The sequence below is a fragment of the Enterobacter asburiae genome (genome assembly GCA_011754535.1).
Classification (GTDB): domain Bacteria; phylum Pseudomonadota; class Gammaproteobacteria; order Enterobacterales; family Enterobacteriaceae; genus Enterobacter; species Enterobacter cloacae_N.
Window position 1 is genome coordinate 2,841,287 of record JAAQVN010000001.1, and the last position, 26,343, is coordinate 2,867,629.

Genomic DNA, 26,343 nt, shown 5'->3' on the forward strand with positions numbered 1-26,343 from the left:
CTTAGAAACTGTAACTCGCCCCTAGCTGATACGTCCTGTCACGCCCAATCCAGCAGTTGGTCGCGTCATAGCAGGTCAACGTCTCTTTATTGGTGATGTTCTGCGCGCTGGCTTTAAGCGTTAGCCCTGCCAGCGAAGGCAGAATTTCGCCCATCCGGTACGAGGCCGCCAGATCGTACTGCGTAGTGCCCCCGAGTTTACCCGCATCGTTTGCCGGAGAGATTTCCATCGGCCCGGTGTAGCGTGCGCCCGCTCCCAGCATCAGTCCTTTCAGCGGCGTGTTCTCAAAGGTGTAATCACCCCAGAGGTTGAAGGCATTCTCCGGGACCTGCGTTGGACGTTTACCTTTGTACTTGTCATCTTCCCGGTTGATCGCGTGGGTGTACGCATAGTTGGCAATCAGCGTCAGGTTATCCGTCGGACGGCTGATGGCGGAGAGCTCCGCGCCTTTGGATTCCACTTCACCGGTCTGACGGTAGTTCAGGAAGCCCGGATCGGAGGTGACAACGTTTTTCTGCCGGATGTTAAACACTGAGGCGGTAAACGTCGTGGCGTACTCGGCCAGCAGATATTTTACCCCGCCTTCCACCTGCTTGCTGGTGGTTGGCTTGACGTCTTTCGCCACGAGTGTTCCCTGCGGCGACACCGGTGCAAAACCTTCTGAATAGCTGATAAACGGCGAAATACCGTTATCGAAGGCGTAAAGTGCGCCCAGGCGTTTGGTGACGCGATCCTGCGATACCCAGGCCTTATCGCCGTTTTGCAGGTAATCGGTGGTGACGGAGCGGTAATCGTCGTAGCGCAGGCTACCCAGCAGATTTAAGCCGCCAAATTCCACCTGATCCTGGAGGTAGTACCCGTTCTGCTGATAGCTAAGGCGGTTTTTCTGGGCGGTGTAGAGTCCCAGCGCACTTTCATGGATTTGCGAATAGTCAGGATTACGCATATCCATGCCCGGCGTGGAGGACGCGTAACGGTAGTGGAAATGGGAATTCAGCCTCTGGTAGTCAAACCCGGCCAGCAGATGGTGTTTCCAGTCGCCCAGCGCAACGGTTTTGGTCACCTGGTTATCAATGTTGAAGCTCTTAAGATCTTCATCGGTGGTATAGGCAAAGCGGTTAAGCTGATAGACCTCACTCCCCGTTCCCGTCGCGTAGACGCTGTTCTGGTGGGTATCGACGTAGAAATAGCGCGCTTTCTGGCTAAAGCCCCAGCCGCTGTCGAACTCGTGTTCGAAGCTGTAGCCCAGCATCCACTGGCGCTGCTTAAACCCGCTCCACTCATCGCCAGCGTAATCCCGGCGATCGGCATATTTCGAACGCAAATAAGCGAGCGGCAGCGGGTTCGACGGCGTCAGGCTCGGGGAATTTTGCGCCAGCGCATCCAGCGTGAGGCGGGTTTTGCTGTCGGGTTGCCAGGTGACGGACGGGGCGACCAGGTAATTTTCATAGCGGCTGGTGTGCGGCTGATCGTCATTCTCCGTCGCCTTACCCAGCAGACGGTAATTCCAGTCGCTGTCAGCTATTTGTCCGGTCGAATCGAGGTAGCCTTCTTTCAGTTTACGGTTCCCGGTGCTAAAACCGACCTCGGTTCGGGCTTCCCGCTGCGGCTTTTTACTTTGAATATTTACCAGCCCGCCCGGCGAAGCGCCGCCGTAAAGCACCGATGAAGGCCCTTTCAGGATATCGACGCTGTCTATTAACAGCGGATCGATGCGCGCCTTGGTGTTGCCGGTGACGTTATAGGGCAACTGCAGCCCGTTGTAGAACTCCTGGTCAACGGTAAAGCCACGAATTTTGTATTCGCTCATATAGGAGGTGTTACCCCGCACCTCGGTCGAGACGCCGGGAGCATAGCGCAGGATTTCGTTCACGGAGTTCGCGTGACGCTTTTCAATTTCAGGCGCCGAGAGCGTGTTGATGACCTGCGGCGTTTTACTTTCGGCAACGGCCGACTTTGTGGCGCTGTTCGTCCAGGCCGGCAGCGCGCTGCCCTGCTCTGAGCCCGTGACGACAATGGTGGATTCTTCGGCGAAAGCCTGGACCTGCACTGCCAGCGTGACGGCACCCGCCAGGGCGCATAACGTAAAACGTGAGGAGTTCATAATGTCGTCTTGTTGTTAGATGCAATACGGAACGACAATTATTATCATTTAGATTAACAAATCAATACTCAGGCAAAAAAACGGCCCTCCGCAGAGAGCCATTTACGTCAATTTATGCTCGTCGCAGTAACCTGAATATGCCCAGCACCACAATGGCACCCACGACAGCGACCAGAAAACTGTGCAGGTCGAAACCACTTATGTTGCCTCCAAAACCAAACATCGTCGCCAGCCAGCCGCCTACAACCGCACCAACGACCCCGAGTACGCAGGTCAAAATAAAGCCGCCGCCATCGTTTCCCGGCATGATCAGTTTAGCGATAGCGCCAGCAATAAGGCCAAAGATAATCCAGGCGATGATACCCATAGCAATGCCCTCTTGCAGATTAAACGCATGTGCAGAAAACCTTCTGCACAGCTAGCTTAAGTATAGGTCATCTCCGAAAAACCATTTTCAGCTCACCGACTTATCTTTGCTTAAACAGGCAAAAAAACTCACCGGTTTGTATTAAGTTTGAGGATGGATTGCCGATAACGCTAAGACAGTCCGTCATCAATCAAGGAGCCACCCGGCGTGAGTCATTACAGTGAGCAGTTCCTCAAGCAAAATCCGCTGGCTGTGTTAGGGGTATTACGCGACCTGCAAAAAGGCGAAGTGCCGCTGCGCATCAGCTGGTCGAATAATCAGTTTATCAGCAAGATCCTTGACGTCTCGCAGGAGCGGCTGGTTATTGACCTGGGCAGCCAGGAGTATGAAAACCGCGCGGCGCTGAAAGCAGAGAATATCGTCGTCATGGCCGAAACCCATGGGGCCAAAGTGGAGTTTGTCCTCCTGCGACTGGAAATGAGTGAATACCAGGGGCTCCCGGCTTTTGTTACCCCCCTTCCTGGCAACCTCTGGTTTGTCCAGCGTCGTGAATATTTCCGCATCAGCGCCCCGCTTCATCCTGCCTATTTTTGTAAGGCTAAAATGCCGGACAAAAAAGAGATCCGCTTCCGTCTCTTTGACCTGTCGCTTGGCGGAATGGGCGCGCTGATGGATACCCCTAAACCGGAGGGCCTGGTAGAAGGCATGCGGTTTACGCAAATTGAACTGGATATGGCGGGCTGGGGCCGTTTTTATTTCGATGCACAGCTGATTGCCATCAGCGAGCGCACGGTTGTGGACAGCAAAAATGAAACGATTACCTCGCCGCGGCTGAGCTTCCGTTTTCTGAACGTCGGTCCGGGCGCCGAGCGCGAGCTGCAGCGCATTATCTATTCGCTGGAACGGGAAGCACGGGAACGTGCGAATAAGGTGCTTTGAGAGAAGTCGGGCAGCGAGCGCCGCCCGTTTGCGGCATTACATGGCATCCATCGCTTTCTGTACTTTCCAGATATAGCGAGGCGCCTGCGGTGCCGGATGATTTTTCGCCACATGCTCGACGAATTCATCTTTGTCCATGTCGTTGATCTCCTCGATCGCCTCTTTACGGTCAGAGGAGAAGGTTCTGAGCAGCGCCCCTGCGCCGTTCACGTACGAGACCACCAGCGCGTATTGCATCACTTCCGGATCCTCGATGCCCTTCAGCACGCCATGTTCCAGAATGCTCAGGTAAGCGGTCCCCATGGAGATGTTACGTTCCGGGTTCTTCAGCTCGCTGGTCGACGGCTGTCCGCTCCAGCCCATATAGCGGTAAACCTCTCTCCCCGCCGTTGAGGCTTTCAGCTGCATCAGACCCACCGCGTTGGATTTGCTGACAAGCGTGGGATTGCCGCCGGACTCGACCGCAATAATGGCGGTGATCAGACGCGGGCTGACGCCCCAGGCCTTTCCGGCTTGTTCACTGATCGGCATCCACTGCATGGCCCGTTTCACCGGCACTTCCGGGTTCCAGGGCGGGTTTTGATAATCACGTTTTGAACTACAGCCAGCCAGCAAAACAATCAAAAAAGCAAACCATCTCAATTTCACGTCATCTATCCTTATAGCCGGTCATCGCGGTGCGCCGCCCTTGAAGCTGGCAGCGTATACGCGGCATGATATAGACAATTAGTTTCTCATTCAGCAAGGAATTGCCATGTCTCAGTTTCATCTCATCGCGCCGTCGGGCTATTGCATTAACCAGGACGCGGCGCAGCGGGGCGTTCAGCGCTTACTGGAATCCGGCCACCAGGTAGAAAATCAGACAATTATCCCGCGCCGCCAGCAGCGTTTTGCCGGAACAGAAGCGCAGAGGCTGAATGATATCAATAGTCTGGTGAACCTGAAGGGCGAAAACCGAATAGTCCTTGCGGTGCGCGGCGGCTACGGTGCGAGCAGGCTGCTGGAGAGCATCGACTGGCAGGGCCTGGCGCAGCGCCAGCAGCAGGATCCGCTGCTGATATGCGGCCACAGCGATTTCACCGCCATCCAGCTTGGTCTGCTGGCGCAGCATAACGTCATTACGTTTAGCGGCCCGATGCTGGCCGGTAACTTCGGCGCGCCGGAACTGGACGCGTTCACCGTGGAGCATTTCTGGCGCGCGCTGCGCAATCCCACCTACAGCGTCGAGTGGCAGGGGAATGGGCCGCACTGGGAATGTGAGGGCCAGCTGTGGGGCGGTAACCTGGCGATGCTGGTCTCGCTCATCGGCACGCCGTGGATGCCTCAAATCGAGGACGGCATTCTGGTGCTGGAAGATATCAACGAACATCCGTTCCGCGTCGAGCGCATGTTATTGCAGCTTTATCATGCCGGTATTCTCGATCGCCAGTCCGCGATTGTGCTGGGCAGCTTCAGCGGCTCGGCCCCGAATGACTATGACGCGGGCTACTCCCTGGAAACGATGGTCGACTTCATCCGCTCGCGGCTGGATATTCCGGTTATCACCGGTCTGGATTTCGGCCATGAGCAGAAGACCGTTACCCTTGCGCTGGGCGCGCAGGCGACGCTTACACATGATATTTCGGGCAGTCGGTTAACGATCGGCGGTCATCCAGTCATAAAAGCCTAAAAAACCCCCTTAATAAAACGCTGTTACCGTTGTTAATATGTTAGGGTTTTAGTAACAGCGTTAACATTGAGGTGGGAGTAAGAGAACATTGGATGCCGCAGCGATAATCAGCCTTTTCATTTTGGGTTCTGTACTTGTAACCAGCAGTATTTTATTAAGTTCATTTTCATCGCGTCTCGGCATACCCATTCTTGTTATTTTCCTTGCCATCGGCATGCTGGCCGGCGTTGACGGCATCGGCGGTATCCCCTTCGATAACTATCCCTTCGCCTACATGGTGAGTAACCTCGCGTTGGCGGTGATCCTGCTCGACGGCGGGATGCGCACTCAGGCAAGCTCCTTCCGCGTGGCCCTGGGGCCTGCGCTGTCGCTGGCGACCGTCGGCGTGTTGATCACCTCCGGCCTCACCGGGATGATGGCCGCATGGCTTTTCCATCTCAATCTGATGGAAGGCTTGCTGATTGGCGCAATCGTTGGCTCTACCGATGCGGCGGCGGTCTTTTCCCTGCTTGGCGGTAAAGGGCTTAACGAACGCGTTGGCTCAACGCTTGAGATTGAATCCGGCAGTAACGATCCGATGGCGGTGTTCCTGACCATCACGCTGATAGAGATGATTCAGCAGCACGAGACCGGCCTGAGCTGGATGTTTGCCTTACATATCCTGCAGCAGTTCGGGCTGGGGATTGTCATCGGCCTGGCGGGGGGATACCTGTTACAGCAGACGATCAACCGCATCTCGCTGCCCTCGGGACTTTACCCTCTGCTGGCGCTGAGCGGTGGAATCCTGATTTTTGCCGTCACCACCGCGCTGGACGGCAGCGGTATTCTTGCGGTTTACCTCTGCGGATTCCTGATGGGCAACCGCCCTATTCGTAACCGTCACGCCATTTTGCAGAACTTCGACGGTCTGGCCTGGCTGGCGCAAATCGGCATGTTCCTGGTGCTGGGCCTGCTGGTGACGCCATCTGACCTGCTGCCGATTGCCGTTCCGGCGCTTCTGCTGTCGGCGTGGATGATCTTCTTCGCCCGTCCGCTGTCCGTGTTTGCGGGCCTGCTGCCGTTTCGCGGCTTTAACCTGCGCGAGCGCGTCTTTATCAGTTGGGTAGGCCTGCGCGGCGCGGTGCCGATTATTCTTGCGGTCTTCCCGATGATGGCCGGTCTGGATAACGCGCGGCTGTTTTTCAACGTGGCGTTCTTCGTGGTGCTGATTTCCCTGCTGTTCCAGGGAACCTCGCTCGGGTGGGCGGCAAAAAAAGCCAAAGTGGTGGTGCCCCCCGTGGGCTGGCCGGTTTCCCGCGTGGGGCTGGATATTCATCCGGAAAATCCGTGGGAACAGTTCGTCTACCAGCTGAGCGCTGATAAATGGTGCGTGGGGGCCTCGCTGCGCGATCTGCATATGCCGGCCGAAACGCGCATTGCCGCCCTGTTCCGCGATAATGTCCTGCTGCACCCTACCGGCAGCACCCGCCTGCGCGAAGGGGATATTCTCTGCGTAATTGGCCGCGAGCGCGACCTGCCCGCGCTGGGCAAGCTGTTCAGCCAGTCGCCTCCCGTGGCGCTGGATCAGCGCTTCTTCGGCGACTTTATTCTTGAAGCCAGCGCCAAATTTGCGGATGTGGCGCTGATTTATGGCCTGGATGAAGGAGCTGAAGAGGGTGGTAACCCGCAAACGCTGGGCGAAATCATCCAGCAGCGGCTTGGCGCTGCCCCGGTCGTGGGCGATCAGGTTGAGTTTGCCGGGATGATCTGGACGGTTGCCGAAAAAGAAGATAACGCGGTGCGGAAGGTCGGTTTGAGGCCGATGGAAGAGGACGCGGAGTAGCGTTTTTTTACCGGGTGGCGGCTTCGCGTCACCCGGCACACGTACAAGTTACACCGTCACAACCGGCACCCTCGGCGCCAGCGCGCACATCAGTTCATAGCCAACCGTTCCCGCCGCGGCCGCCACGTCATCAATTTTGATTTCGTTGCCCCACAGCTCGACCGGAGAACCGATCCCTGCCTGCGGGCATGGCGTGAGGTCAACCGCCAGCATATCCATTGAGACTGTCCCTACCGTGCCCGTGCGAACGCCATCCACCCAGACCGGCGTACCGGTCGGCGCGATGCGCGGGTAGCCGTCGGCATAACCGCCCGCGACGATGCCGATACGCTGCTCGCCCTTCGCCCGGTAGCGGCTGCCGTAGCCTACCGTGTCGCCCGTCTTCAGCGTCTGCACGCCGATGATCTCGCTGCGCAGGGTCATAACCGGCTTCAGGCCGCTGTTGGCGATATCCTGCCACTGCCCTGAAGGAGACGCACCGTACAGAACGATCCCCGGACGTACCCAGTTATAGTGAGCTTCAGGATGCCACAGCGTGGCCGCCGAGTTTGACAGCGAGCGCGGGCAATCGAGCCCTTCTGCCGCCTGCTCAATGCGGACCATGGCATCCGCAATGCCGTCCGGTTTTTCCGCATCGGCAAAGTGCGCCATCAGCGTCATTTCGCCGACGTTTTTCAGGGCGCGCAACTGCTGCCAGACCGTATGAACCCGCTCGGGCTGGAAGCCCAGGCGGTTCATGCCGCTGTTTACCTTGAGATAAATATCCAGCGGAGCGTGGAGCTTCGCATCCTGAATGGCTTTAATCTGCCAGTTGCTGTGCACGCTGGTAGTCAGGCGATACTTATCCAGCAGCGGCAGATCGTCCGCGTGGAAGAACCCCTCCAGCAGCAGAACAGGCCCTTTCCAGCCGCGCTCGCGCAGCAGGATGGCCTCTTCGATATTGAGTAACGCAAAGCCGTCGGTCGCGCCGAGCGCGCTCCAGATACGATCGATACCGTGGCCGTAGGCGTTCGCCTTGACGACCGACCAGACGCGCGAACCAGGTGCTGCCCGGCGAACAATTTGCAGGTTTTCCTTCAGGGCCTGCAGATCCAGCTGAGCCAGAACAGGACGGGACATGACAACTCCTTAGTTATGCGCGCCGTGCAGATGCTGAGGACGCGCTGGCGAGAATCCTGATTGATAGCGCGCAGCACTTAAATCGTCAAACGGAATTGCCGGCGTGCGCCCGGAAATCAGGTCGCTCAGCAGCTGGCCCGATCCGCAGGCCATCGTCCAGCCGAGCGTACCGTGTCCGGTATTGGTCCACAGGTTTTTGAACGGCGTGCGCCCGACAATAGGAGTGCCGTCCGGCGTCATCGGACGCAGGCCGGTCCAGAACGTCGCCTGCTCAACAAAACCGCCGCGAGGGAAGAGATCGCCCACCACCATTTCCAGCGTTTCACGACGCGGCTGCAGCAGTTCGGTGTTAAAGCCGACAATCTCCGCCATGCCGCCGACGCGAATACGGTTATCAAAGCGGGTAATGGCGATTTTGTAGGTTTCATCCAGGATGGTCGACACGGGCGCCCCACTCTCCTCTTTCACCGGGATGGTCAGCGAGTAGCCCTTCAGGGGGTAGACCGGAATATCAAGAATGCCTTTCAGCATGGCGGTGGAGTATGAGCCAAACGCCATCACGTAGGCGTCCGCCTTGATCACCTCGTCGCCGCACTTCACGCCGTAAATTTTTTCGCCTTCCGACAGCAATTTATCGACAGAGGTGTTGAAGCGGAACGTCACGCCTGCCTGCTCGCACATCTGCGCCAGACGCTGGGTAAAGAGCTGACAGTCGCCGGTTTCGTCGTTCGGCAGACGCAGACCGCCGGTCAGCTTGTGGGCCACTTCGGCCAGCGCGGGTTCAACCTGACCCAGCTGGCTGGCCTCCAGCAGCTGGTAAGGTACACCGGCATCTTCCAGCACGGCGATATCGCGGGTGGCGTTTTCATACTGTTGTTCGGTGCGGAACAGCTGCAGCGTGCCGCCCTGACGGCCTTCGTACTCGATACCCGTCGAGGCGCGCAGGGCTTTGAGGCAGTCGCGACTGTATTCCGCCAGACGCACCATGCGCCCTTTGTTTTCCATGTAGTGGCGGGTGTCGCAGTTGCGCAGCATCTGCCACATCCACTTCAGCTGGAACTGCGTGCCGTCAAGGCTGATGGCCAGCGGCGCGTGACGCTGGAACATCCATTTGATCGCCTTCAGCGGCACGCCCGGTGCCGCCCACGGGGCCGCATAGCCGGGAGAGATTTGACCGGCGTTTGCCGCACTGGTTTCAAGCGCCGGGCCGGATTCACGATCGATAACGGTAACCTCATGTCCCGCCTGACTTAAATACCAGGCGCTGGTTACGCCAACGACACCACTTCCCAGTATGACAACACGCATAGCCACTCCATTATGAGCAAAAGAACAATCATCTAATTACAGATTGATAACCTAGTTGAAAATATTATTCAACATACGACTTTTTTATGGTGACTTACCTCACACATCCCCCAGCATCAGGGGACAGGGATAATTTGGGATCTCCTGCTGAGCTTTATTTTTAACCAGCATAAAATGCTGATGCACACCCTTTTTTTGCCGTATCAAAAACGAGAAATCGCAAAGAAAAAATTTCTGCGCCAGCACGCTTTTTAACACGTTGATCTATGCTTGAAAGGAGGCTCTCCAGACAGAGAGAGCACCCACAACGAGGGCGCGCTAATGGCTACTATTGATTCCCTGAACAAGGACAACACACGTCTGAGCGATGGACCCGACTGGACCTTCGAGCTGCTGGATGTTTACCTCGCCGAAATCGACCGGGTGGCAAAGCTGTATCGCCTGGATACCTATCCCCATCAGATTGAGGTGATTACCTCCGAACAGATGATGGACGCTTACTCCAGCGTCGGGATGCCGATCAACTATCCGCACTGGTCGTTTGGTAAAAAATTCATTGAAACGGAGCGGCTGTATAAGCACGGCCAGCAGGGGCTGGCGTATGAGATCGTCATTAACTCCAATCCGTGTATCGCCTATCTGATGGAAGAGAACACTATTACCATGCAGGCGCTGGTGATGGCGCACGCCTGCTACGGGCATAATTCCTTCTTTAAAAATAACTACCTGTTCCGCAGCTGGACGGACGCCAGCTCCATCGTTGATTACCTGATCTTCGCGCGTAAATACATTACCGACTGCGAAGAGCGCTACGGCGTGGACGAGGTGGAGAAGCTGCTCGACTCCTGCCACGCGCTAATGAACTACGGCGTGGACCGCTATAAGCGCCCGCAGAAAATCTCTCTGCAGGAGGAGAAAGCCCGGCAGAAAAGCCGCGAGGAGTATCTGCAGAGCCAGGTGAACATGCTGTGGCGTACCCTGCCGAAGCGTGAGGAGGAAAAAACGATCGCCGAAGCGCGTCGTTATCCGTCCGAGCCGCAGGAAAACCTGCTCTATTTTATGGAGAAGAATGCCCCGCTGCTGGAGCCATGGCAGCGTGAGATATTGCGCATCGTGCGCAAGGTGAGCCAGTATTTCTATCCGCAGAAACAGACCCAGGTGATGAATGAAGGCTGGGCGACATTCTGGCACTACACCATTCTCAACCACCTGTATGACGAAGGGAAAGTCACCGAGCGTTTCATGATGGAATTTCTCCACAGCCATACTAACGTGGTGTTCCAGCCGCCCTACAACAGCCCGTGGTACAGCGGGATTAACCCGTATGCGCTGGGCTTTGCGATGTTCCAGGATATTAAACGCATCTGCCAGTCGCCGACGGAAGAGGACAAGTACTGGTTCCCGGATATCGCCGGCTCTGACTGGCTGGAAACGCTGCATTTTGCGATGCGCGACTTTAAGGATGAGAGCTTTATCAGCCAGTTTATGTCGCCGAAGATCATGCGTGATTTCCGCTTCTTCACCGTGCTGGACGATGACCGTAACAACTATCTGGAAATCTCGGCGATCCACAACGAGGAAGGCTACCGTGAGATCCGCTCTCGCCTCTCTTCCCAGTACAACCTGAGCAACCTTGAACCCAATATTCAGGTGTGGAACGTGGACCTGCGCGGCGACCGTTCCCTGACGCTGCGCTATATCCCGCATAACCGCGCGCCGCTCGATAAAGGACGTAAAGAGGTGCTGAAGCACGTGCACCGCCTGTGGGGCTTTGACGTGCAGCTGGAGCAGCAGAATGAGGACGGCAGCGTGGAGCTGCTGGATCGCTGCCCGGCGCGGTTGAATACCCTGTAGTGCAGCTTTTTTGCCCGGTGGCGCTACGCTTACCGGGCTTACAAAACCTGTAGGTCGGGTAAGGCGTAGCCGCCATCCGACGAAAAAAAACCTCTCGTATGAGAGGTTTTTTCTTTTAGCGGGTCTGAATCGCTAAATCGCCCGGCAGCGTTTTCTGCATACGGTGCCAGATTTCGCCGGAGTCGTGGCCGTAGCGGCGCACGGTTTCATAAACCTGATCGTGCAGGCCTTCGGTGCAGAGCTTGCTCAGCTTATGGTAGAAGCCCAGCGCCAGGCTGCGGGCTTCAGGATTGGCAAAATAGTGGCGACCAATGCGGGTATAGAGCCCTTTCATGCCGTTGAGGATCAGGCCGTAAACCGGGTTGCCGGAGGCAAACGCCAGGCCGCGGAACACGTTGTAATCGAGGGTGGCAAAGGCATCGGCATGATCTTCAACTTCATTCGCGCTGGCCAGCACCGCAAGCGCATCCTCCGGATGCTGACGGAAAGCGGTACGAATAAAGATAGTCGCGATGTTGGTGCGCACGGAGAGCAGATTATCAATCAGCTGCGGCACGCTTTCGTGGTCGAGGCGCGCCAGCGTTTCAAGAATGTTCAGCCCCGAGGTTTCCCAGAAGTTATTTACCTTTGTTGGCTTGCCGTGCTGGATCGTCAACCATCCATCACGCGCCAGTCGCTGAAGCACTTCACGCAGCGTGGTGCGAGTGACGCCAATCAGTTCAGAGAGTTCGCGTTCAGCCGGAAGAATGGACCCCGCAGGGAAACGATTATTCCAGATGCTTTCAATGATGTACTCTTCCGCGAAACCCGCCGGGCTCTGCGCCTTAATGACCATAGTGAGATTTCCATTACACAGCTTTTGCAAATTGGACTCATCATACCAGAGGCGCGCAGCGGCAGGTAGCGCGGCAAAGTGAGAAAAGGGGATCGCCGTTTCATTTTTGTGAAATTTACAATGCGGTCTTATCCGCCTCCGGGCCGCGATTTTTGCGTATACTGATGTTTTGTATTATTTGACGGGAAGGACGTCTGTTGTGGAAATTTCTTTTGGGCGCGCGCTGTGGCGCAATTTTTTAGGTCATTCTCCTGACTGGTACAAACTAATACTGCTGGTTTTCCTGGTCGTTAATCCCCTCATTTTTAGTGTGGACCCGTTTATCGCCGGGTGGCTGCTGGTGGCGGAGTTTATCTTCACCCTGGCAATGGCACTGAAGTGCTATCCCCTGCTGCCAGGCGGTTTGCTGGCGTTTGAGGCCGTGGTCATCGGCATGACGTCAGCAGAGCATGTCAAAGCAGAGCTGGCCTCCAATCTTGAAGTGCTCCTGCTGCTTATTTTTATGGTGGCCGGTATCTATTTTATGAAACAGCTGCTGCTGTTTATCTTCACCCGCCTGCTGCTGAGCATTCCGTCAAAAACCATCCTCTCGCTGGCGTTTTGCCTTGCCGCCGCCTTTCTGTCGGCCTTCCTGGATGCGCTCACCGTCGTCGCGGTGGTGATCAGCGTCGCCGTTGGATTTTACGGCATTTATCACCGCGTGGCCTCCTCTCGCCCGAGTGATGATTTGCAGGACGATAGCCACGTCGAGGCGCATAACCGCGACGTGCTGGAACAGTTCCGCGCATTTCTGCGCAGCCTGATGATGCACGCGGGGGTCGGTACGGCGCTGGGCGGCGTGATGACCATGGTGGGCGAGCCGCAAAACCTGATCATCGCGAAAGCGGCAGAATGGCATTTTGGCGAATTTTTCCTGCGCATGGCCCCCGTCAGCGTGCCTGTGCTGGTCTGCGGGTTAGCAACCTGCATTCTTGTCGAAAAATTCAGGCTGTTCGGCTACGGCGCACAGCTGCCTGAGCCGGTCCGCAACGAACTGCATAAATTTGACGAGCAGAGCCGCAAACAGCGCGCGCGCCAGGAGACGCTGCGTCTGATTGCGCAGGGGATCATCGGCATCTGGCTTATCGCCGCGCTGGCGTTGCATCTTGCCGAAGTCGGGTTGATTGGCCTCTCCGTCATTATTCTTGCGACCACCTTTAGCGGGGTAACGGACGAACATGCTATCGGCAAAGCCTTTACCGAAGCCCTGCCGTTTACCGCGCTGCTGGCGGTCTTCTTTGCGGTCGTGGCGGTGATTATTGACCAACACCTGTTCGCACCGATTATCGCGTTTGTGCTCCAGGCCTCGCCGGACTCGCAGCTTACGCTGTTCTATTTATTTAACGGGCTGTTGTCCTCTATTTCCGATAACGTCTTTGTCGGGACGGTGTACATCAATGAGGCCAAAGCGGCGATGGAGCAAGGTATTGTCAGCACCGGGCAATTTGAACTGCTGGCGGTGGCCATTAACACCGGAACAAATCTGCCCTCCGTTGCAACACCGAACGGCCAGGCGGCATTTCTTTTCCTGCTAACCTCGGCGCTGGCGCCACTCATACGACTTTCTTATGGAAGAATGGTCTGGATGGCGCTGCCGTACACGCTGGTACTCACCGCTGTTGGTTTGCTGTGCATCAAAATTACTCTCGTTCCCTGTACGCAATGGCTGTTACAAGCGGGTATACTTGCGGCGCATTAAAATTCGTTTACACTGCGCTTTCTAAGCATGTTCCAGGGAAATGATTATGTTGAGATTTTTAAACCAGTGCTCCCGCGGTCGCGGAGCGTGGTTGTTGATGGCCCTGACCGCCTTTGCGCTGGAAATGGTTGCGCTGTGGTTCCAGCACGTAATGGGACTCAAGCCCTGCGTGCTCTGCATCTATGAGCGCTGCGCACTGTTCGGCATTATGGGGGCAGGCCTGGTGGGTGCGATTGCCCCGAAAACGCCGCTGCGCTATGTGGGTATTGCAATCTGGCTGTACAGCGCCTGGAAAGGGATTGAGCTTTCCTGGCAGCACACCATGATGCAGCTGCATCCGTCACCGTTTATGACCTGTGATTTCGCCGCCCGCTTCCCGAGCTGGCTGCCGCTGGATAAGTGGCTGCCGCAGGTGTTTGTCGCATCCGGTGACTGCTCCGTACGTCAGTGGGAATTCCTGACGCTGGAGATGCCACAGTGGCTGGTGGGGATTTTTGTGGCCTACTTCGTGGTGGCGCTGCTGGTGCTGATCGCTCAGCCGTTTAAGCCGAAGAAACGCGATTTGTTTGGAAGGTAAAAGCAAAAACCCGCCTCGGCGGGTTTTTTATTCTCACCGATTCGGGTGATTCATAATGTGGTCTTCCCAGTCCCGCACCTCAGACTCTTTCACCGCAATGTGGCGCACAGAGATACGCTCGCCGTGCATCGCCGCTTTTGAACCGGTCAGTAGCGGATGCCATTTCGGCAGATCTTTTCCTTCCGCCAGCAGACGATACGCGCAGGTATGCGGTAACCACTCAAAAGTCGGCAGATTTTCACGGGTTAACTTGATGCAGTCCGGCTCGTACTCGAAGCGGCGTTCGTAGTTGCGGCACTGGCAGGTTTTAATGTTCAACTGCTTGCAGGCAACGTTGGTGAAATAGATCTCGTCGGAGTCCTCATCCATCAGCTTATGCAGGCAGCACTGACCGCAGCCGTCGCACAGGGATTCCCATTCCGCGTCGGTCATGTCGTCAAGAGTTTTGCTTTGCCAGAAAGGGATGTCGTTCATCAGGATGTCCACACGTCAAAAGAAAGCGCACCTTATAACGAGTCTGGCACGCTGTTGCAAGTTTTGCCGCCCTCTTCAGGCGGCAAGATGCGGTTACAGCACGCGGGTTTTTAGCGACAGGCCGTTAAAACCGACCTCAAGCTCATCCCCGCAGGCGAGCGGGCCCACGCCTTCCGGCGTGCCGGTGAGGATCACATCACCCGGCTTCAGGGTAAAGAAACGGCTCATGTAGGCGATCAGCGGCACAATCTTGTGGATCATGTCCGCCGTAGTGCCCTGCTGGCGAACCTCGCCATTCACCTTCAGGCTGAGCGGGGTGTCCTGCGGATCGTTAGTAAATTCACTCACCGGAACGAATCCTGAAATCGGACATGCGTTATCAAAGCCTTTGGCTTTTTCCCACGGCTGCCCCGCTTTCTTCATTTTGCCCTGCACGTCACGCAAGGTCAGATCCAGCGCCACGCCGTAACCGGCAATCGCTTTCTCGACATGCTCTTCGGAAGCCTGGCGCAGCGTCGCGCCGATCAGCACCGCGAGCTCCACTTCGTGATGCACCGACCCCAGCCCCTGCGGCAGCGCCAGCGGCTGGCGGATGTCGCACAGTGCCGTCTCGGGCTTAATAAACAGGACCGGCTCTTCTGGCGTTGCGCTGCCCATCTCCTGAATATGCTTAGCATAGTTGCTGCCCACGCAGACCACTTTGCTGACGGGATAATCCAGTAATGCACCTTGCCAGTTATGATGTTGATACATGCTCGACCCCTAATCGGTTGATGTGTTATGCCCGAAAACAGCTGAGGCTATTTTTTCCCGTTCGCCTCAAGATGCTGTTTTAATAAATTCTCAGGCGGCGGTGGAAGCTGTAAATAATAGCCCTGCTCGGCTAATGCCGTTTTCACTTTTTCCAGATCGGCATTCACCAGTTTCTTACGGCCGTCCAGCGGCAGCAGCATCGCCAGCTGTGGTCGGCCAAAGTTCTTCATTAATTCTTCCGGCACGCGTGAAAAATCGTCTTTCTTTTCGACATAAAGATAGGTCTGGTCACGGCTTGTACTTCTGTAGATCACACAAAACATGTTTTTACTCTGAATTAATGGGTGGTTGCTTGCCTCAATATACTCCTGACTATAACATGCCTGATACTCTTCGGAATATCGCAGCGAATGGCTGCGGTTAATAGCAAATTGAGTAAGGCCAGGATGTCAAACACGCCCATCGAGCTTAAAGGCAGTAGCTTCACCTTATCAGTGGTACATTTGCATGATGCAAAACCCGAGGTTATTCGTCAGGCGTTAGAAGACAAAATCGCCCAGGCTCCCGCCTTTCTGAAGCACGCCCCTGTTGTTATCAACGTCAGCGGTCTCGAGGCGCCGGTGAACTGGAAACTTCTCCAGCAGGCGGTCTCCTCGACCGGGCTGCGTATTGTCGGCATCAGCGGCTGCAAAGATACCGAGCTGAAAGCAGAAATTGAGCGCGCGGGGCTGCCGCTTCTTAATGAAGGCAAAGAAAAAGCCCCACGTGCAGCACCTGCTGCCGTGCAAACGCCCCCTCCTGCGGCGCAAAACGTTACCGCTCTCACAAAAACGCGAATGATTGATGTGCCGGTTCGTTCCGGTCAGCGCATTTATGCACCAAACTGTGATCTGATTGTTACAAGCCACGTCAGCGCTGGCGCAGAGCTGATTGCAGATGGCAATATTCACGTATACGGTATGATGCGTGGACGTGCGCTCGCAGGCGCAAGTGGCGATCGGGACGCGCAAATATTTTGTACTCACCTGACGGCGGAACTGGTGTCCATCGCAGGTGAATATTGGCTGAGCGACAAGATCCCAGTCGAATTTTATGGCAAAGCGGCTCGCCTGCTTCTGGCAGACGACGCGTTGACCGTTCAACCGTTGAATTGATCCCTTTTTAACAAGGAATTTCTATGGCACGCATTATTGTTGTTACTTCGGGTAAAGGAGGCGTTGGCAAGACCACCTCCAGCGCGGCCATCGCTACTGGTTTGGCCCAGAAGGGAAAGAAAACCGTCGTTATCGACTTCGATATCGGTCTGCGTAACCTCGACCTCATCATGGGATGCGAGCGTCGCGTCGTGTATGACTTCGTGAACGTCATTCAGGGCGATGCCACGCTGAACCAGGCGCTGATTAAAGACAAGCGCACCGAGAACCTCTATATCCTCCCGGCTTCTCAGACGCGTGACAAAGACGCCCTGACCCGTGAAGGGGTGGAAAAGGTGCTCGACGAGCTGAAAAAAATGGAGTTCGACTTCATTGTCTGCGACTCCCCTGCCGGCATCGAGACCGGTGCCCTGATGGCGCTCTACTTCGCTGATGAAGCGATTATCACCACCAACCCTGAAGTCTCCTCCGTGCGTGACTCAGACCGTATTCTCGGCATCCTCGCCTCCAAATCCCGTCGTGCGGAAAATGGCGAAGATCCGATTAAAGAGCACCTGCTGCTGACCCGCTATAACCCGGGTCGCGTAAACAAAGGTGACATGCTGAGCATGGAAGACGTGCTGGAGATCCTGCGCATTAAACTGGTTGGCGTCATCCCGGAAGATCAGTCCGTGCTGCGCGCGTCTAACCAGGGCGAGCCCGTGATCCTTGATACAATGGCAGATGCAGGTAAAGCGTATGCGGATACCGTTGACCGTCTGCTGGGAGAAGAACGTCCTTTCCGCTTCATTGAAGAAGAGAAGAAAGGTTTCCTCAAACGCCTGTTCGGAGGATAAGTTATGGCATTACTGGACTTTTTTCTCTCGCGGAAAAAGAACACCGCCAACATCGCAAAAGAACGTCTGCAAATTATCGTTGCGGAGCGTCGTCGTAGCGACGCCGAGCCTCACTACCTGCCGCAGCTGCGCAAGGACATCCTGGAAGTGATCTGTAAGTATGTACAGATTGACCCGGAGATGGTGACGGTGCAACTGGAGCAAAAAGACGGGGATATTTCGATACTGGAGCTGAACGTGACGCTACCGGAAGCGGAAGAGTCTCGTTAAACCGTTTGTGGTTTTGTAGGCCGGGCAAGCGTAGCGCCGCCCGGCAATCTCCCCGGTGGCGCTACGCTTACCGGGGCTACAATTCTTTAGCGTGGGTATGCTTCCAGCAGCGTATTCAGGCGATCGGCCATCAATTCCCCGCGCCAGCCCGCCATCAGTTCCGGCACGCCATTCTGCGGTTTTAGCTTCCAGTGCCAGTTCAGCAGCTGGTTAATCTGCCTGCGTGACGCCAGCAGTTCTGCACTCAGTTTGCTTTCCGTTGCGGCATCCTGCACCAGCACTTTGATATCCTTAAACGCTTTGCGGTAGCCCGGCATATCCATCAGATTCAGCAATGGCTCAGGCAGCGCCTCTTCCGGAAGCTCCTGCGCTTTGGCGACGAGGGCCAGCAGGGTTTTACCGTGGAAGCGGATCTCGCTCCCCGAAAGCCCGATGCTGTCCAGTTCGCCCAGGCTGCCCGGCATATAGCGTGCGACCGCCCAGAGATGCTCTTCGCGAACCACGAAGTTAACAGCCAAATCGCGTTCGCGCGCTTTGCGTAAGCGCCAGTCGGCTAACAGTTGGAGGCACGCCAGCTGACGCGTACGCAGCTGCCAGGCGTTGCTGATGTCGCGCCAGGCTTCTTTCGGATCAACCACTTCCTGACGACGCTGCTGTGTCATACGGCACTCGTCCAGCGCGGCTGACAGCCAGCCGGAGGCTTCCGCCTCTTTCATCAGCTGTCCGGCAATCGGCAGCAGGTAAAACACGTCTGCCGCCGCATATTCCAGCTGGCGCTCGGTAAGCGGACGCGCCAGCCAGTCGGTACGGGATTCACTTTTATCCAGCGTCAGGCCCGTGTACTCCTCCACCATGGCGGCAAATCCCCACGACAGCGGACGACCGCTGAACGCCGCAAGGATCTGCGTATCAATCAGCGGCTGAGGCATGATGCCAAAGGTATTCAGAAAGACTTCCAGATCTTCACTGCCCGCATGCAGGTATTTCGTTACCGCAGTATCCAGCAGCAGGTCACGCATCGGCGCCCAGTCGGTAATGCCGAGAGGGTCGATCAGCGAGACGTGCTTACCGTCGTACATCTGAATCAAACCCAGCTGTGGATAATAGGTGCGAGTACGGACAAACTCGGTATCCAGAGCGATGGCAGGAAAGTCGCGCGTTACTTCGCAGAGCGAAGCCAGCTCGTCGTTGGTCGTGATCATCTGGTAATTCAAATCGGATTCTCTTTTGTTTGCGCCCATAAAAAACGCCGGCTTAACCGGCGTCTGGGCGATTAACGTGAAGCTCAGGCCTTATTGTCTACTTTGGCACGGGCTTCGTCACGTAATTCTCGTCGTAATATCTTCCCGACGTTGGATTTCGGCAGCTCATCGCGGAATTCCACCAGCTTCGGTACTTTATAGCCCGTCAGCTGACGACGACAAAACGTTATCAGCGCTTCCTCGGTAAGAGAAGGATCTTTCTTGACCACAAAAATCTTCACCGCTTCACCGCTGCTGCCGGAAGGGACGCCGACTGCCGCCACTTCCAGCACGCCGCTGTGCTGCATCACCACGTCTTCGATTTCGTTCGGGTAGACGTTGAAGCCGGAGACCAGGATCATATCTTTTTTGCGATCGACGATGCGCAGGAAGCCTTCGTCATCCATCACCGCAATATCGCCGGTGTGCAGCCAGCCGTCTTTGAGGATCTCGTCGGTCGCATCAGGGCGCTGCCAGTAACCCAGCATCACCTGAGGCCCTCTGACGCACAGCTCGCCTGGCTCACCGTGCGGCACTTCGTTACCCTCATCATCCACCAGCTTTGCTTCCGTGGATGGCACCGGCAGGCCGATGCTGCCGCTGTGGTAGTCGATATCGTGCGGGTTGACGCTCACCAGCGGCGCGCACTCCGTCAGGCCATAGCCTTCCAGCAGATATTGCCCGGTTAACTTCACCCAGCGCTCGGCCACCGCCTGCTGAACCGGCATGCCGCCGCCCGCAGAGAGATGCAGCGTGGAGAAATCGAGCTGCTGGAACTCTTTGTTGTTGAGCAGCGCGTTGAACAGGGTGTTCACTCCGGTCATGGCGGTGAATGGATATTTCGCCAGCTCCTTCACCAGCCCCGGGATATCGCGCGGGTTGGTGATAAGTACGTTTTGCCCGCCCAGTTCGATAAACAGCAGGCAGTTCATGGTCAGCGCGAAAATGTGATACAGCGGCAGCGCGGTGATCACCAGCTCTTTGCCCGGATGGAGCAGCGGCCCGTAGGTGGCATTGACCTGCTCAAGGTTCGCCAGCATGTTGCGATGTGTAAGCATCGCCCCTTTGGCCACGCCGGTTGTGCCGCCCGTGTATTGCAGGAAGGCCAGGTCTTCTGAGACCACTTCCGGCTTGACGTACTGCATGCGATAGCCCGCATGCAGCGCGCGGCGGAAAGAGATAGCGTCCGGAAGATGGTATTTGGGCACCAGACGTTTGACGTATTTAACGACAAAGTTAACCAGCGTCCCTTTGGCGGTGGAAAGCTGATCGCCCATGCGCGTCAGGATGACGTGCTTCACCTGGGTTTTGTCGACCACTTTTTCCAGGGTATGGGCAAAGTTAGAAACAATCACAATCGCCACCGCCCCGCTGTCGTTCAGCTGGTGTTCCAGCTCGCGCGGCGTATAAAGCGGGTTGACGTTGACGACAATCATCCCGGCACGCAGGATGCCGAACAGCGCCACCGGGTATTGCAGCAGGTTCGGCATCATCAGCGCGACGCGATCCCCTTTTTGCAGCCCAAGCCCTTCCTGCAGATAAGCCGCAAACGCCCGGCTACGCTCCTCAAGCTTACGGAACGTCATCACCTCGCCCATATTCACAAACGCGGGCTGGTCTGCGTAACGTCTTACCGAGTGCTCAAATAATTCAACCAGGGATTGATAACGGTCAGGATTGATCTCCGCAGGCACATCTGCGGGATAACGGTTAAGCCAAACCTTTTTCAATGCATCACCTCTGAAATGAGTGTTCGTCGTCATCACAGCCCCGATAATAAACAGTTTATTAACATTATATTAACTCAGCGTACCAGTTTATTAATTGTTCAGATTGCAGGTTGCGAAGCGCGTCACTCTTTTTTTTCGTTTTATCCGTAAAAAAACAGAGACAGCGGCTGAGCCGCTGTCTCTTTCCTAATAATAACAGTAAGTTACTCAGTTACGATCGTTTGCACCTGTGCAGGGCCCGGGTTATACCATCCCCATCCCGGATAACCGTAACGATAAGGATGTGGACCCCACATCCACGGATCGATTGGCTGAGGCGGCATCACCACCTGCTGTGCGAGCCGCCAGCGCTTATAGCCGTTCACCTGCATGGTCATAAATTTGTACGGCGTGTTGCCGATTTTGCCCTGCACCGAACCGGTAATCGGTCCGACGACGGTCACCAGCTGTCCGCGAAAATCGACCGGATCGAGGAAGCCATTCACGTCAGCATAGATACGCCCGCGAGAAGCTTCACCGAGGACGGGCCGCGCGCCGCTATCGAGAGGTACGGTGGCGATTTCCAGACGGGTTTTCCCCTGCTGGTTCTGCACCTCGATCACTTTCCCGCCAAAGCGGGCTTCCTGGCCGACGTAAAGCTCGGGCGCATTCATCACCCGAACCAGATCCTGCTGTGGCGTCGGGCTGCTGCCCTTGATCGCATCAGGTACGGTTACGCAACCGCTCAGTGCTATGGCAACCGCGCCTGCCATAAAAAGGCGTACTACTTTAGTCTGAACCGCCATGATGCGACTCCTTTTTCTCAGTTCCTGTTACTGAGATTCACTCGCGGCCCGGAAGTTTCTTCCACGCGACGGTGTTTCGCAAATAAACCGGCTCCGCATGTTCAACGGCAACGGTTTTTCCTTCCGCAAGCAGCTGACGGGCAATCGGGAGCATATCTTCTGCCGCCGGCAGGAGCATGTTGCCGTCCACCAGCGTCACGCCTGTGCCGCTCGCCATCTCCGGCCACGCCGGCCAGCCCGTGCCGACCGTCGCCCACTCGCCGGACAGCTGCTTCAGGCGTTCAGTCACGGCTTCAGGCTTAAGTACCGCTTCCGTCTCTTCGCCGTGCCAGACGCCGTTTTCATCGCGGGTATATTCCGCCCAGTAAACTTCGCCCATGCGGGCATCAATAGCGGCGAGCACGCGGGTCGCGCCCGTCATGCGCCAGGCCCCCTGCGCCATCGTGGCGAGCGTAGAGACGCCGATCATCGGCAGTTCAGCGCCGAGCGCGAGCCCCTGCGCAATACCAATGCCAATACGTACGCCCGTAAAGCTGCCGGGACCGCGGCCAAAGGCCAGGGCATCGAGGTCGGTTAAGGCGGTATTGCCCTGGGTTAAAATGGCTTTTACCAGGGGCAGAATACGCTGGGTGTGTTCCCGGGGACACTCTTCGAAATGGGCAGAAACAGCACCGTCGTTCAACAGAGCAACAGAGCAAGCCTCTGTCGCGGTATCAATAGCCAGAATTCGCATCAGTCGTCGCGCTCTCGCAAGGGTCAGTCACAAAATGGCGCGCATCTTAGCACACTCCAGGACGAATTACTCCGCCGTTGGGTTTGCCAGAAAGCGCACCGCGCGTTTAATGTCCCGCGTACGCGGGGCGGGCGGCAGGCTGGCGAGGAAGGTCGCACCGTAAGGACGCATAACCAGCCGGTTATCACAAATGACCAGCACGCCGCGATCGGTGACGTCGCGGATCAGGCGCCCTACCCCTTGCTTCAGGGTAATGACCGCATCCGGTAGCTGAACCTCGTCAAACGGATCGCCCCCGCGCAGGCGGCAGTCCTCCATCCGCGCTTTGAGCAGCGGATCGTCCGGCGACGTGAACGGCAGCTTATCGATGATCACCAGCGAGAGCGTGTCGCCGCGCACGTCCACCCCTTCCCAGAAGCTGCTGGTCGCCACCAGCAGGGCGTTACCGGCGCTGACAAACTGCTGGAGCAGCTGCCCTTTGCTGGTTTCCCCCTGCAGCAAAACCGGCAGGGTCATGGTGGCGCGAAACTGCTCGGCGAGGTCGCGCATCATGGCGTGTGAAGTGCAGAGCATAAAGCAGCGCCCGTTGTTGGCCTCAATCATCGGCTTGAGCATCGCCGCGAGAAGCCGCGCCGCACCCGGCTGGTTCGGCAGCGGCAGATTGCGCGGCACGCACAGCAGCGCCTGCTTTTCGTAATCAAACGGGCTGGGCAGCAGCAGTGATTCCGCCTGCTCAATGCCGAGGCGCTCGGTGAAGTGGTGCAGATCGTCATTGACCGACAGGGTGGCGGAGGTGAAGATCCAGCTTCCCGGCTTCTGCGCCATCACCTCTTTGAATTTATCGGCCACCGTCAGCGGCGTGAGCGCCAGGGTAAAGTGGCGCGAGGTACATTCGTACCAGTAGCTGTACCCAGGCTGATTGATCTCTTTCAGCCGTTTCAACCGACCGCGATACAGCGTGGCGCGCTCGAAGGCGGCGTCAAGCAGCGCCGAGCGACCGAGGGACAGCTTCGCCACGTCGTAGCATAGTTCCAGGGCATCATCGAGCAGCAGCAGCGCGCGCTGGATATTTTTGTCCGCCAGCAGCTCGCGCAGGTTGCCGCGATAGCCCGGCTCGCCTAGCTGTAAGCGGAAATCCTGCGCGCTTTGCGCCAGGCGGTCGGCGCACTTCTGCAGCTGCTGGGTATCTTTGAGTTCGGTCCGGTAGGCAATGGTGAAATCTTTTGCCAGATCCTGAAGCTGGCGGCTGGAAAGCGACTGGCCGAAATACTGGCTGGCGATATCCGGAAGCTGATGGGCTTCATCGAAGATCATCACATCCGCCTCCGGGATCAGCTCGCCGAAACCGCTGTCCTTAACCACCATGTCCGCGAGGAACAGGTGGTGGTTCACCACCACAACGTCTGCATCCATCGCGGTTTTACGCGCTTTCACCACAAAGCAGTCTTTATACAGCGGGCAGTCGCTGCCGAGGCAGTTGTCGTTGGTGCTGGTTACCAGCGGCCAGGCCGGGGAATCTTCCGGCACGCTCGCGCAGGTGCTGATATCGCCCTCTTCAGTCTGGTTCGCCCAGGCACGCAGAATAATGACGTCGCTCAGGGTTTGTACCGGCAGATCGCCGCCCGCCAGCGCCTGCTGTTCAAGTCGCTCCAGGCAAAGGTAGTTTGAGCGCCCTTTCAGCAGCGCCAGGCGTCCTTTGTATTTCAGCGCTTTTGCTACGGTAGGCAGATCGCGGCTGTAGAGCTGATCCTGCAGCGCTTTCGATCCGGTGGAAATAATCACCTTCTTTTTCGCGCGCAGCGCAGGCGCAAGGTAAGCATAGGTTTTACCCGTGCCGGTTCCGGCCTCGACCACCAGCGGCTGAGCCTTATCGATGGCGCGTGCAACGGCGTGCGCCATCTGACGCTGAGGCTCGCGGGGCTTGAAGCCGGGGATCGCCTGCGCTAATTGACCTTCAGGGGAAAAATCGTCTGCCACGTTGCTCTCTCACTGTATTTTTGCACAGGGATTATGTCAGCCCATTCTCTCCTGTGCCACCCCAAATAGTGACGACAGTGGAACAATATGGCAGTCTTGCCGCCTGATGACGAAAAATAACGAGGAAACGTTTATGACAATTGTGCGCATTGATGCCGAAGCCCGCTGGTCTGATGTGGTGATCCATAACCAGACGCTCTACTACACTGGCGTACCCGCTAACCTGGACGCGGACGCGTTCGAACAAACGGCTAATACCCTGGCGCAGATTGATGCCGTGCTGGAAAAACAGGGCAGCGACAAATCCCGGATTCTGGATGCGACCATTTTCCTGGCCAATAAAGATGATTTCGCGGCGATGAACAAAGCCTGGGATGCGTGGGTAGTGGCGGGGCACGCACCCGTACGCTGCACCGTACAGGCCACGTTGATGAAACCGGAATATAAGGTTGAGATTAAGATTATCGCGGCAGTTTAAGCCCGATTACTCTTCATCTTCATCCTCGAAACGCGCCACGATCCGCTCGCCGGTATGCGTGGCGCGCAGTTCTTCCGCCACCTGGGAAATCGCCTGTCCGCTGCTCATCCCCTGGGACATCAGTTCCTGGATTCGCTCAACCGCTTTCTGCTGCTGTTCATGGCTCAGAGAAGGTAAACCTGCAAACATCGTCAACTCCTGCTAAATTATTCGCGCTAATTATTTCACGCTGCCCGGTAGTATGCCACACATGAACATGCGCTTCCCCACTGTTATTACCTTGCCCTGGCGTGCAGACGCCGCTGAATTCTGGTTTGCCCGCCTGAGCCATCGTCCGTTTGCGATGCTGCTGCATTCCGGTCATGCGGACCACCCCTATAGCCGCTTTGATATTCTGGTGGCCGATCCGGTGAAGACGCTGACAACCGATGACCTGTCGTTAACGGACGATCCGCTGGTGCAGCTTCAGCAAGCCATTAACGCACTGGGCTTATCCGCTACCCCTAACCTGGACCTGCCTTTCCAGGGCGGTGCGCTGGGCCTGTTTGGCTACGATTTGGGTCGCCGCTTCGAAACGCTGCCGGAGCATGCGCAGGCGGATATTTCCCTGCCGGACATGGCCGTGGGGCTGTACGACTGGGCGTTAATTGTCGATCACCAGAAAAAAACGGTCTCCCTGCTGAGCCATAATGACGTGCAGGCGCGTCTGGCCTGGCTTGAGGCGCAGCAGCCTGCCCCAGCCGAGGCATTTACCCTGACCTCCGGCTGGCGCTCGAACATGATCTCAGCGGAATACGCCGAAAAATTCGCGCGCGTTCAGTCGTATCTGCAAAGCGGCGACTGCTATCAGGTTAACCTCGCCCAGCGTTTTCAGGCGACGTATCAGGGGGACGAGTGGCAGGCCTTTATCCGTCTCAATGCCAGCAACAGGGCGCCGTTCAGCGCGTTCGTACGTCTGGAACAGGGGGCGGTCCTTAGCCTGTCGCCGGAGCGCTTTATTCATCTCGCGGAGGGCATGATTCAAACCCGCCCGATTAAAGGCACGCTACCGCGTCTTGCCGACCCTGATGCCGATCGCCGGCAGGCGGAAAAACTCGCCGCATCACCGAAAGATCGTGCCGAAAACCTGATGATTGTCGACCTGATGCGTAACGATATTGGCCGGGTCGCCGAGCCAGGCAGCGTGCGCGTGCCGGAACTGTTCGTCGTCGAGCCTTTCCCGGCGGTGCATCATCTGGTCAGTACCATTACCGCGCGTCTGCCCGCCTCTCGCACCGCCTGCGATCTGCTCCGCGCCGCATTTCCGGGCGGCTCCATCACCGGCGCGCCAAAAATTCGCGCCATGGAAATCATCGACGAGCTGGAACCGTACCGCCGCAACGCCTGGTGCGGCAGCATCGGCTATATCAGCCTGTGCGGCACCATGGATACCAGCATTACCATTCGCACGCTGACGGCCTGCGGCGGCAATCTGTACTGCTCTGCGGGCGGCGGCATTGTGGCGGACAGCCAGGTCGAGGCGGAATATCAGGAAACCTTTGATAAGGTCAACCGTATCCTGAAACAACTGGAGAACTAAC

26 protein-coding genes are annotated in these 26,343 nt (G+C 56.7%); 11 read left to right on the forward strand and 15 right to left on the reverse strand.

Annotated features, from left to right (window positions below):
* Nucleotide 1: 1 nt before the first annotated feature.
* Both HBM95_13345 and HBM95_13350 read right to left on the reverse strand, forming a co-directional pair.
* Complete coding sequence (locus HBM95_13345) at nt 2–2,104, reverse strand: TonB-dependent siderophore receptor (GenBank protein NIH43913.1); 2,103 nt, start codon at nt 2,102–2,104, stop codon at nt 2–4.
* A 112-nt stretch (nt 2,105–2,216) separates the two neighbouring features.
* Complete coding sequence (locus HBM95_13350) at nt 2,217–2,471, reverse strand: GlsB/YeaQ/YmgE family stress response membrane protein (GenBank protein ID NIH43914.1); 255 nt, start codon at nt 2,469–2,471, stop codon at nt 2,217–2,219.
* A 207-nt stretch (nt 2,472–2,678) separates the two neighbouring features.
* On the opposite strand from HBM95_13350, the gene HBM95_13355 reads away from it, so the two are divergent.
* Nucleotides 2,679–3,410, forward strand: coding sequence for a flagellar brake protein (locus HBM95_13355; GenBank protein ID NIH43915.1), 732 nt, complete (start codon nt 2,679–2,681; stop codon nt 3,408–3,410).
* A 36-nt stretch (nt 3,411–3,446) separates the two neighbouring features.
* Here HBM95_13355 and emtA read toward each other — a convergent pair whose 3' ends face one another.
* A complete protein-coding gene (gene emtA, locus HBM95_13360; GenBank protein NIH43916.1) occupies nt 3,447–4,058 on the reverse strand; it encodes a membrane-bound lytic murein transglycosylase EmtA in 612 nt (203 codons plus the stop codon).
* A gap of 106 nt (nt 4,059–4,164) precedes the next feature.
* Here emtA and ldcA point away from each other — a divergent pair, with 106 nt between their 5' ends.
* Nucleotides 4,165–5,079 carry a muramoyltetrapeptide carboxypeptidase gene (ldcA, locus tag HBM95_13365; protein ID NIH43917.1) on the forward strand — a complete coding sequence of 305 codons (915 nt, stop codon included), beginning with the start codon at nt 4,165–4,167 and terminating at the stop codon, nt 5,077–5,079.
* Nucleotides 5,080–5,167: 88 nt separating this feature from the next.
* A complete protein-coding gene (locus tag HBM95_13370; protein ID NIH43918.1) occupies nt 5,168–6,901 on the forward strand; it encodes a potassium/proton antiporter in 1,734 nt (577 codons plus the stop codon).
* Between the two features lie 48 nt (nt 6,902–6,949).
* On the opposite strand, the gene dadX is transcribed toward HBM95_13370, so the two are convergent.
* Together dadX and HBM95_13380 are read right to left on the reverse strand one after the other, a co-directional pair.
* The gene (gene dadX, locus HBM95_13375) at nt 6,950–8,020 is read right to left on the reverse strand and encodes a catabolic alanine racemase DadX (protein NIH43919.1); all 1,071 of its coding nucleotides are present in this window, start codon (nt 8,018–8,020) and stop codon (nt 6,950–6,952) included.
* Between the two features lie 9 nt (nt 8,021–8,029).
* A complete protein-coding gene (locus tag HBM95_13380; GenBank protein NIH43920.1) occupies nt 8,030–9,328 on the reverse strand; it encodes a D-amino acid dehydrogenase in 1,299 nt (432 codons plus the stop codon).
* Between the two features lie 321 nt (nt 9,329–9,649).
* Here HBM95_13380 and HBM95_13385 point away from each other — a divergent pair, with 321 nt between their 5' ends.
* Nucleotides 9,650–11,182: a SpoVR family protein gene (locus HBM95_13385; GenBank protein NIH43921.1), complete on the forward strand. Its 1,533-nt coding sequence runs from the start codon at nt 9,650–9,652 to the stop codon at nt 11,180–11,182.
* 115 nt (nt 11,183–11,297) lie between these two features.
* Here the strand turns inward: HBM95_13385 and fadR are convergent, their stop codons facing one another.
* A complete protein-coding gene (gene fadR / locus HBM95_13390; GenBank protein ID NIH43922.1) occupies nt 11,298–12,017 on the reverse strand; it encodes a fatty acid metabolism transcriptional regulator FadR in 720 nt (239 codons plus the stop codon).
* 199 nt (nt 12,018–12,216) lie between these two features.
* Here fadR and nhaB point away from each other — a divergent pair, with 199 nt between their 5' ends.
* Together nhaB and dsbB are read left to right on the forward strand one after the other, a co-directional pair.
* Nucleotides 12,217–13,755: a sodium/proton antiporter NhaB gene (gene nhaB, locus HBM95_13395; GenBank protein NIH43923.1), complete on the forward strand. Its 1,539-nt coding sequence runs from the start codon at nt 12,217–12,219 to the stop codon at nt 13,753–13,755.
* A 46-nt stretch (nt 13,756–13,801) separates the two neighbouring features.
* Nucleotides 13,802–14,332, forward strand: coding sequence for a disulfide bond formation protein DsbB (gene dsbB / locus HBM95_13400; GenBank protein ID NIH43924.1), 531 nt, complete (start codon nt 13,802–13,804; stop codon nt 14,330–14,332).
* Between the two features lie 33 nt (nt 14,333–14,365).
* Here dsbB and HBM95_13405 read toward each other — a convergent pair whose 3' ends face one another.
* From HBM95_13405 to HBM95_13415, 3 genes are all read right to left on the reverse strand, one after another.
* Nucleotides 14,366–14,806, reverse strand: coding sequence for a YcgN family cysteine cluster protein (locus HBM95_13405; GenBank protein ID NIH43925.1), 441 nt, complete (start codon nt 14,804–14,806; stop codon nt 14,366–14,368).
* 93 nt (nt 14,807–14,899) lie between these two features.
* Nucleotides 14,900–15,559: a fumarylacetoacetate hydrolase family protein gene (locus HBM95_13410; GenBank protein ID NIH43926.1), complete on the reverse strand. Its 660-nt coding sequence runs from the start codon at nt 15,557–15,559 to the stop codon at nt 14,900–14,902.
* Between the two features lie 47 nt (nt 15,560–15,606).
* Entirely contained in the window at nt 15,607–15,882 is a 276-nt protein-coding gene (locus HBM95_13415) for a hypothetical protein (GenBank protein ID NIH43927.1), read from the reverse strand.
* A gap of 123 nt (nt 15,883–16,005) precedes the next feature.
* Here HBM95_13415 and minC point away from each other — a divergent pair, with 123 nt between their 5' ends.
* The 3 genes from minC to minE are packed head-to-tail and all read left to right on the forward strand — an operon-like array spanning nt 16,006 to nt 17,819.
* A complete protein-coding gene (gene minC / locus HBM95_13420) occupies nt 16,006–16,713 on the forward strand; it encodes a septum site-determining protein MinC (GenBank protein ID NIH43928.1) in 708 nt (235 codons plus the stop codon).
* Nucleotides 16,714–16,736: 23 nt separating this feature from the next.
* A complete protein-coding gene (minD, locus tag HBM95_13425; GenBank protein NIH43929.1) occupies nt 16,737–17,549 on the forward strand; it encodes a septum site-determining protein MinD in 813 nt (270 codons plus the stop codon).
* A 3-nt stretch (nt 17,550–17,552) separates the two neighbouring features.
* Nucleotides 17,553–17,819 carry a cell division topological specificity factor MinE gene (minE, locus tag HBM95_13430; protein ID NIH43930.1) on the forward strand — a complete coding sequence of 89 codons (267 nt, stop codon included), beginning with the start codon at nt 17,553–17,555 and terminating at the stop codon, nt 17,817–17,819.
* Between the two features lie 86 nt (nt 17,820–17,905).
* On the opposite strand, the gene rnd is transcribed toward minE, so the two are convergent.
* The 5 genes from rnd to HBM95_13455 form a co-directional block, all read right to left on the reverse strand.
* Nucleotides 17,906–19,021 carry a ribonuclease D gene (gene rnd / locus HBM95_13435; GenBank protein NIH43931.1) on the reverse strand — a complete coding sequence of 372 codons (1,116 nt, stop codon included), beginning with the start codon at nt 19,019–19,021 and terminating at the stop codon, nt 17,906–17,908.
* Between the two features lie 83 nt (nt 19,022–19,104).
* Nucleotides 19,105–20,790, reverse strand: a complete 1,686-nt coding sequence (fadD, locus tag HBM95_13440; protein ID NIH43932.1) for a long-chain-fatty-acid--CoA ligase FadD — start codon at nt 20,788–20,790, stop codon at nt 19,105–19,107.
* A gap of 203 nt (nt 20,791–20,993) precedes the next feature.
* Entirely contained in the window at nt 20,994–21,575 is a 582-nt protein-coding gene (locus HBM95_13445; GenBank protein ID NIH43933.1) for a Slp family lipoprotein, read from the reverse strand.
* A gap of 37 nt (nt 21,576–21,612) precedes the next feature.
* A complete protein-coding gene (gene tsaB / locus HBM95_13450; GenBank protein NIH43934.1) occupies nt 21,613–22,308 on the reverse strand; it encodes a tRNA (adenosine(37)-N6)-threonylcarbamoyltransferase complex dimerization subunit type 1 TsaB in 696 nt (231 codons plus the stop codon).
* A 66-nt stretch (nt 22,309–22,374) separates the two neighbouring features.
* Nucleotides 22,375–24,285, reverse strand: a complete 1,911-nt coding sequence (locus HBM95_13455) for an ATP-dependent DNA helicase (protein NIH43935.1) — start codon at nt 24,283–24,285, stop codon at nt 22,375–22,377.
* A 133-nt stretch (nt 24,286–24,418) separates the two neighbouring features.
* On the opposite strand from HBM95_13455, the gene HBM95_13460 reads away from it, so the two are divergent.
* A complete protein-coding gene (locus HBM95_13460) occupies nt 24,419–24,763 on the forward strand; it encodes a RidA family protein (protein ID NIH43936.1) in 345 nt (114 codons plus the stop codon).
* 6 nt (nt 24,764–24,769) lie between these two features.
* Here HBM95_13460 and HBM95_13465 read toward each other — a convergent pair whose 3' ends face one another.
* Nucleotides 24,770–24,952 (reverse strand): YoaH family protein, encoded by a 183-nt coding sequence (locus tag HBM95_13465; protein NIH43937.1) that lies wholly within the window; start codon nt 24,950–24,952, stop codon nt 24,770–24,772.
* A 61-nt stretch (nt 24,953–25,013) separates the two neighbouring features.
* Here HBM95_13465 and pabB point away from each other — a divergent pair, with 61 nt between their 5' ends.
* The gene (pabB, locus tag HBM95_13470) at nt 25,014–26,342 is read left to right on the forward strand and encodes an aminodeoxychorismate synthase component 1 (protein NIH43938.1); all 1,329 of its coding nucleotides are present in this window, start codon (nt 25,014–25,016) and stop codon (nt 26,340–26,342) included.
* The last annotated feature ends 1 nt before the right edge of the window (nt 26,343 follow it).

Coding starts and splice junctions, on each gene's coding strand:
- HBM95_13345 (NIH43913.1), bottom strand. CDS start 2,104: ATGAACTCCTCACGTTTTACGTTATGCGCCCTGGCGGGTGCCGTCACG.
- HBM95_13350 (NIH43914.1), bottom strand. CDS start 2,471: ATGGGTATCATCGCCTGGATTATCTTTGGCCTTATTGCTGGCGCTATC.
- ldcA (NIH43917.1), top strand. CDS start 4,165: ATGTCTCAGTTTCATCTCATCGCGCCGTCGGGCTATTGCATTAACCAG.
- dadX (NIH43919.1), bottom strand. CDS start 8,020: ATGTCCCGTCCTGTTCTGGCTCAGCTGGATCTGCAGGCCCTGAAGGAA.
- HBM95_13380 (NIH43920.1), bottom strand. CDS start 9,328: ATGCGTGTTGTCATACTGGGAAGTGGTGTCGTTGGCGTAACCAGCGCC.
- HBM95_13385 (NIH43921.1), top strand. CDS start 9,650: ATGGCTACTATTGATTCCCTGAACAAGGACAACACACGTCTGAGCGAT.
- fadR (NIH43922.1), bottom strand. CDS start 12,017: ATGGTCATTAAGGCGCAGAGCCCGGCGGGTTTCGCGGAAGAGTACATC.
- dsbB (NIH43924.1), top strand. CDS start 13,802: ATGTTGAGATTTTTAAACCAGTGCTCCCGCGGTCGCGGAGCGTGGTTG.
- HBM95_13405 (NIH43925.1), bottom strand. CDS start 14,806: ATGAACGACATCCCTTTCTGGCAAAGCAAAACTCTTGACGACATGACC.
- HBM95_13410 (NIH43926.1), bottom strand. CDS start 15,559: ATGTATCAACATCATAACTGGCAAGGTGCATTACTGGATTATCCCGTC.
- HBM95_13415 (NIH43927.1), bottom strand. CDS start 15,882: ATGTTTTGTGTGATCTACAGAAGTACAAGCCGTGACCAGACCTATCTT.
- minC (NIH43928.1), top strand. CDS start 16,006: ATGTCAAACACGCCCATCGAGCTTAAAGGCAGTAGCTTCACCTTATCA.
- minD (NIH43929.1), top strand. CDS start 16,737: ATGGCACGCATTATTGTTGTTACTTCGGGTAAAGGAGGCGTTGGCAAG.
- minE (NIH43930.1), top strand. CDS start 17,553: ATGGCATTACTGGACTTTTTTCTCTCGCGGAAAAAGAACACCGCCAAC.
- rnd (NIH43931.1), bottom strand. CDS start 19,021: ATGATCACGACCAACGACGAGCTGGCTTCGCTCTGCGAAGTAACGCGC.
- HBM95_13445 (NIH43933.1), bottom strand. CDS start 21,575: ATGGCGGTTCAGACTAAAGTAGTACGCCTTTTTATGGCAGGCGCGGTT.
- tsaB (NIH43934.1), bottom strand. CDS start 22,308: ATGCGAATTCTGGCTATTGATACCGCGACAGAGGCTTGCTCTGTTGCT.
- HBM95_13460 (NIH43936.1), top strand. CDS start 24,419: ATGACAATTGTGCGCATTGATGCCGAAGCCCGCTGGTCTGATGTGGTG.
- HBM95_13465 (NIH43937.1), bottom strand. CDS start 24,952: ATGTTTGCAGGTTTACCTTCTCTGAGCCATGAACAGCAGCAGAAAGCG.
- pabB (NIH43938.1), top strand. CDS start 25,014: ATGAACATGCGCTTCCCCACTGTTATTACCTTGCCCTGGCGTGCAGAC.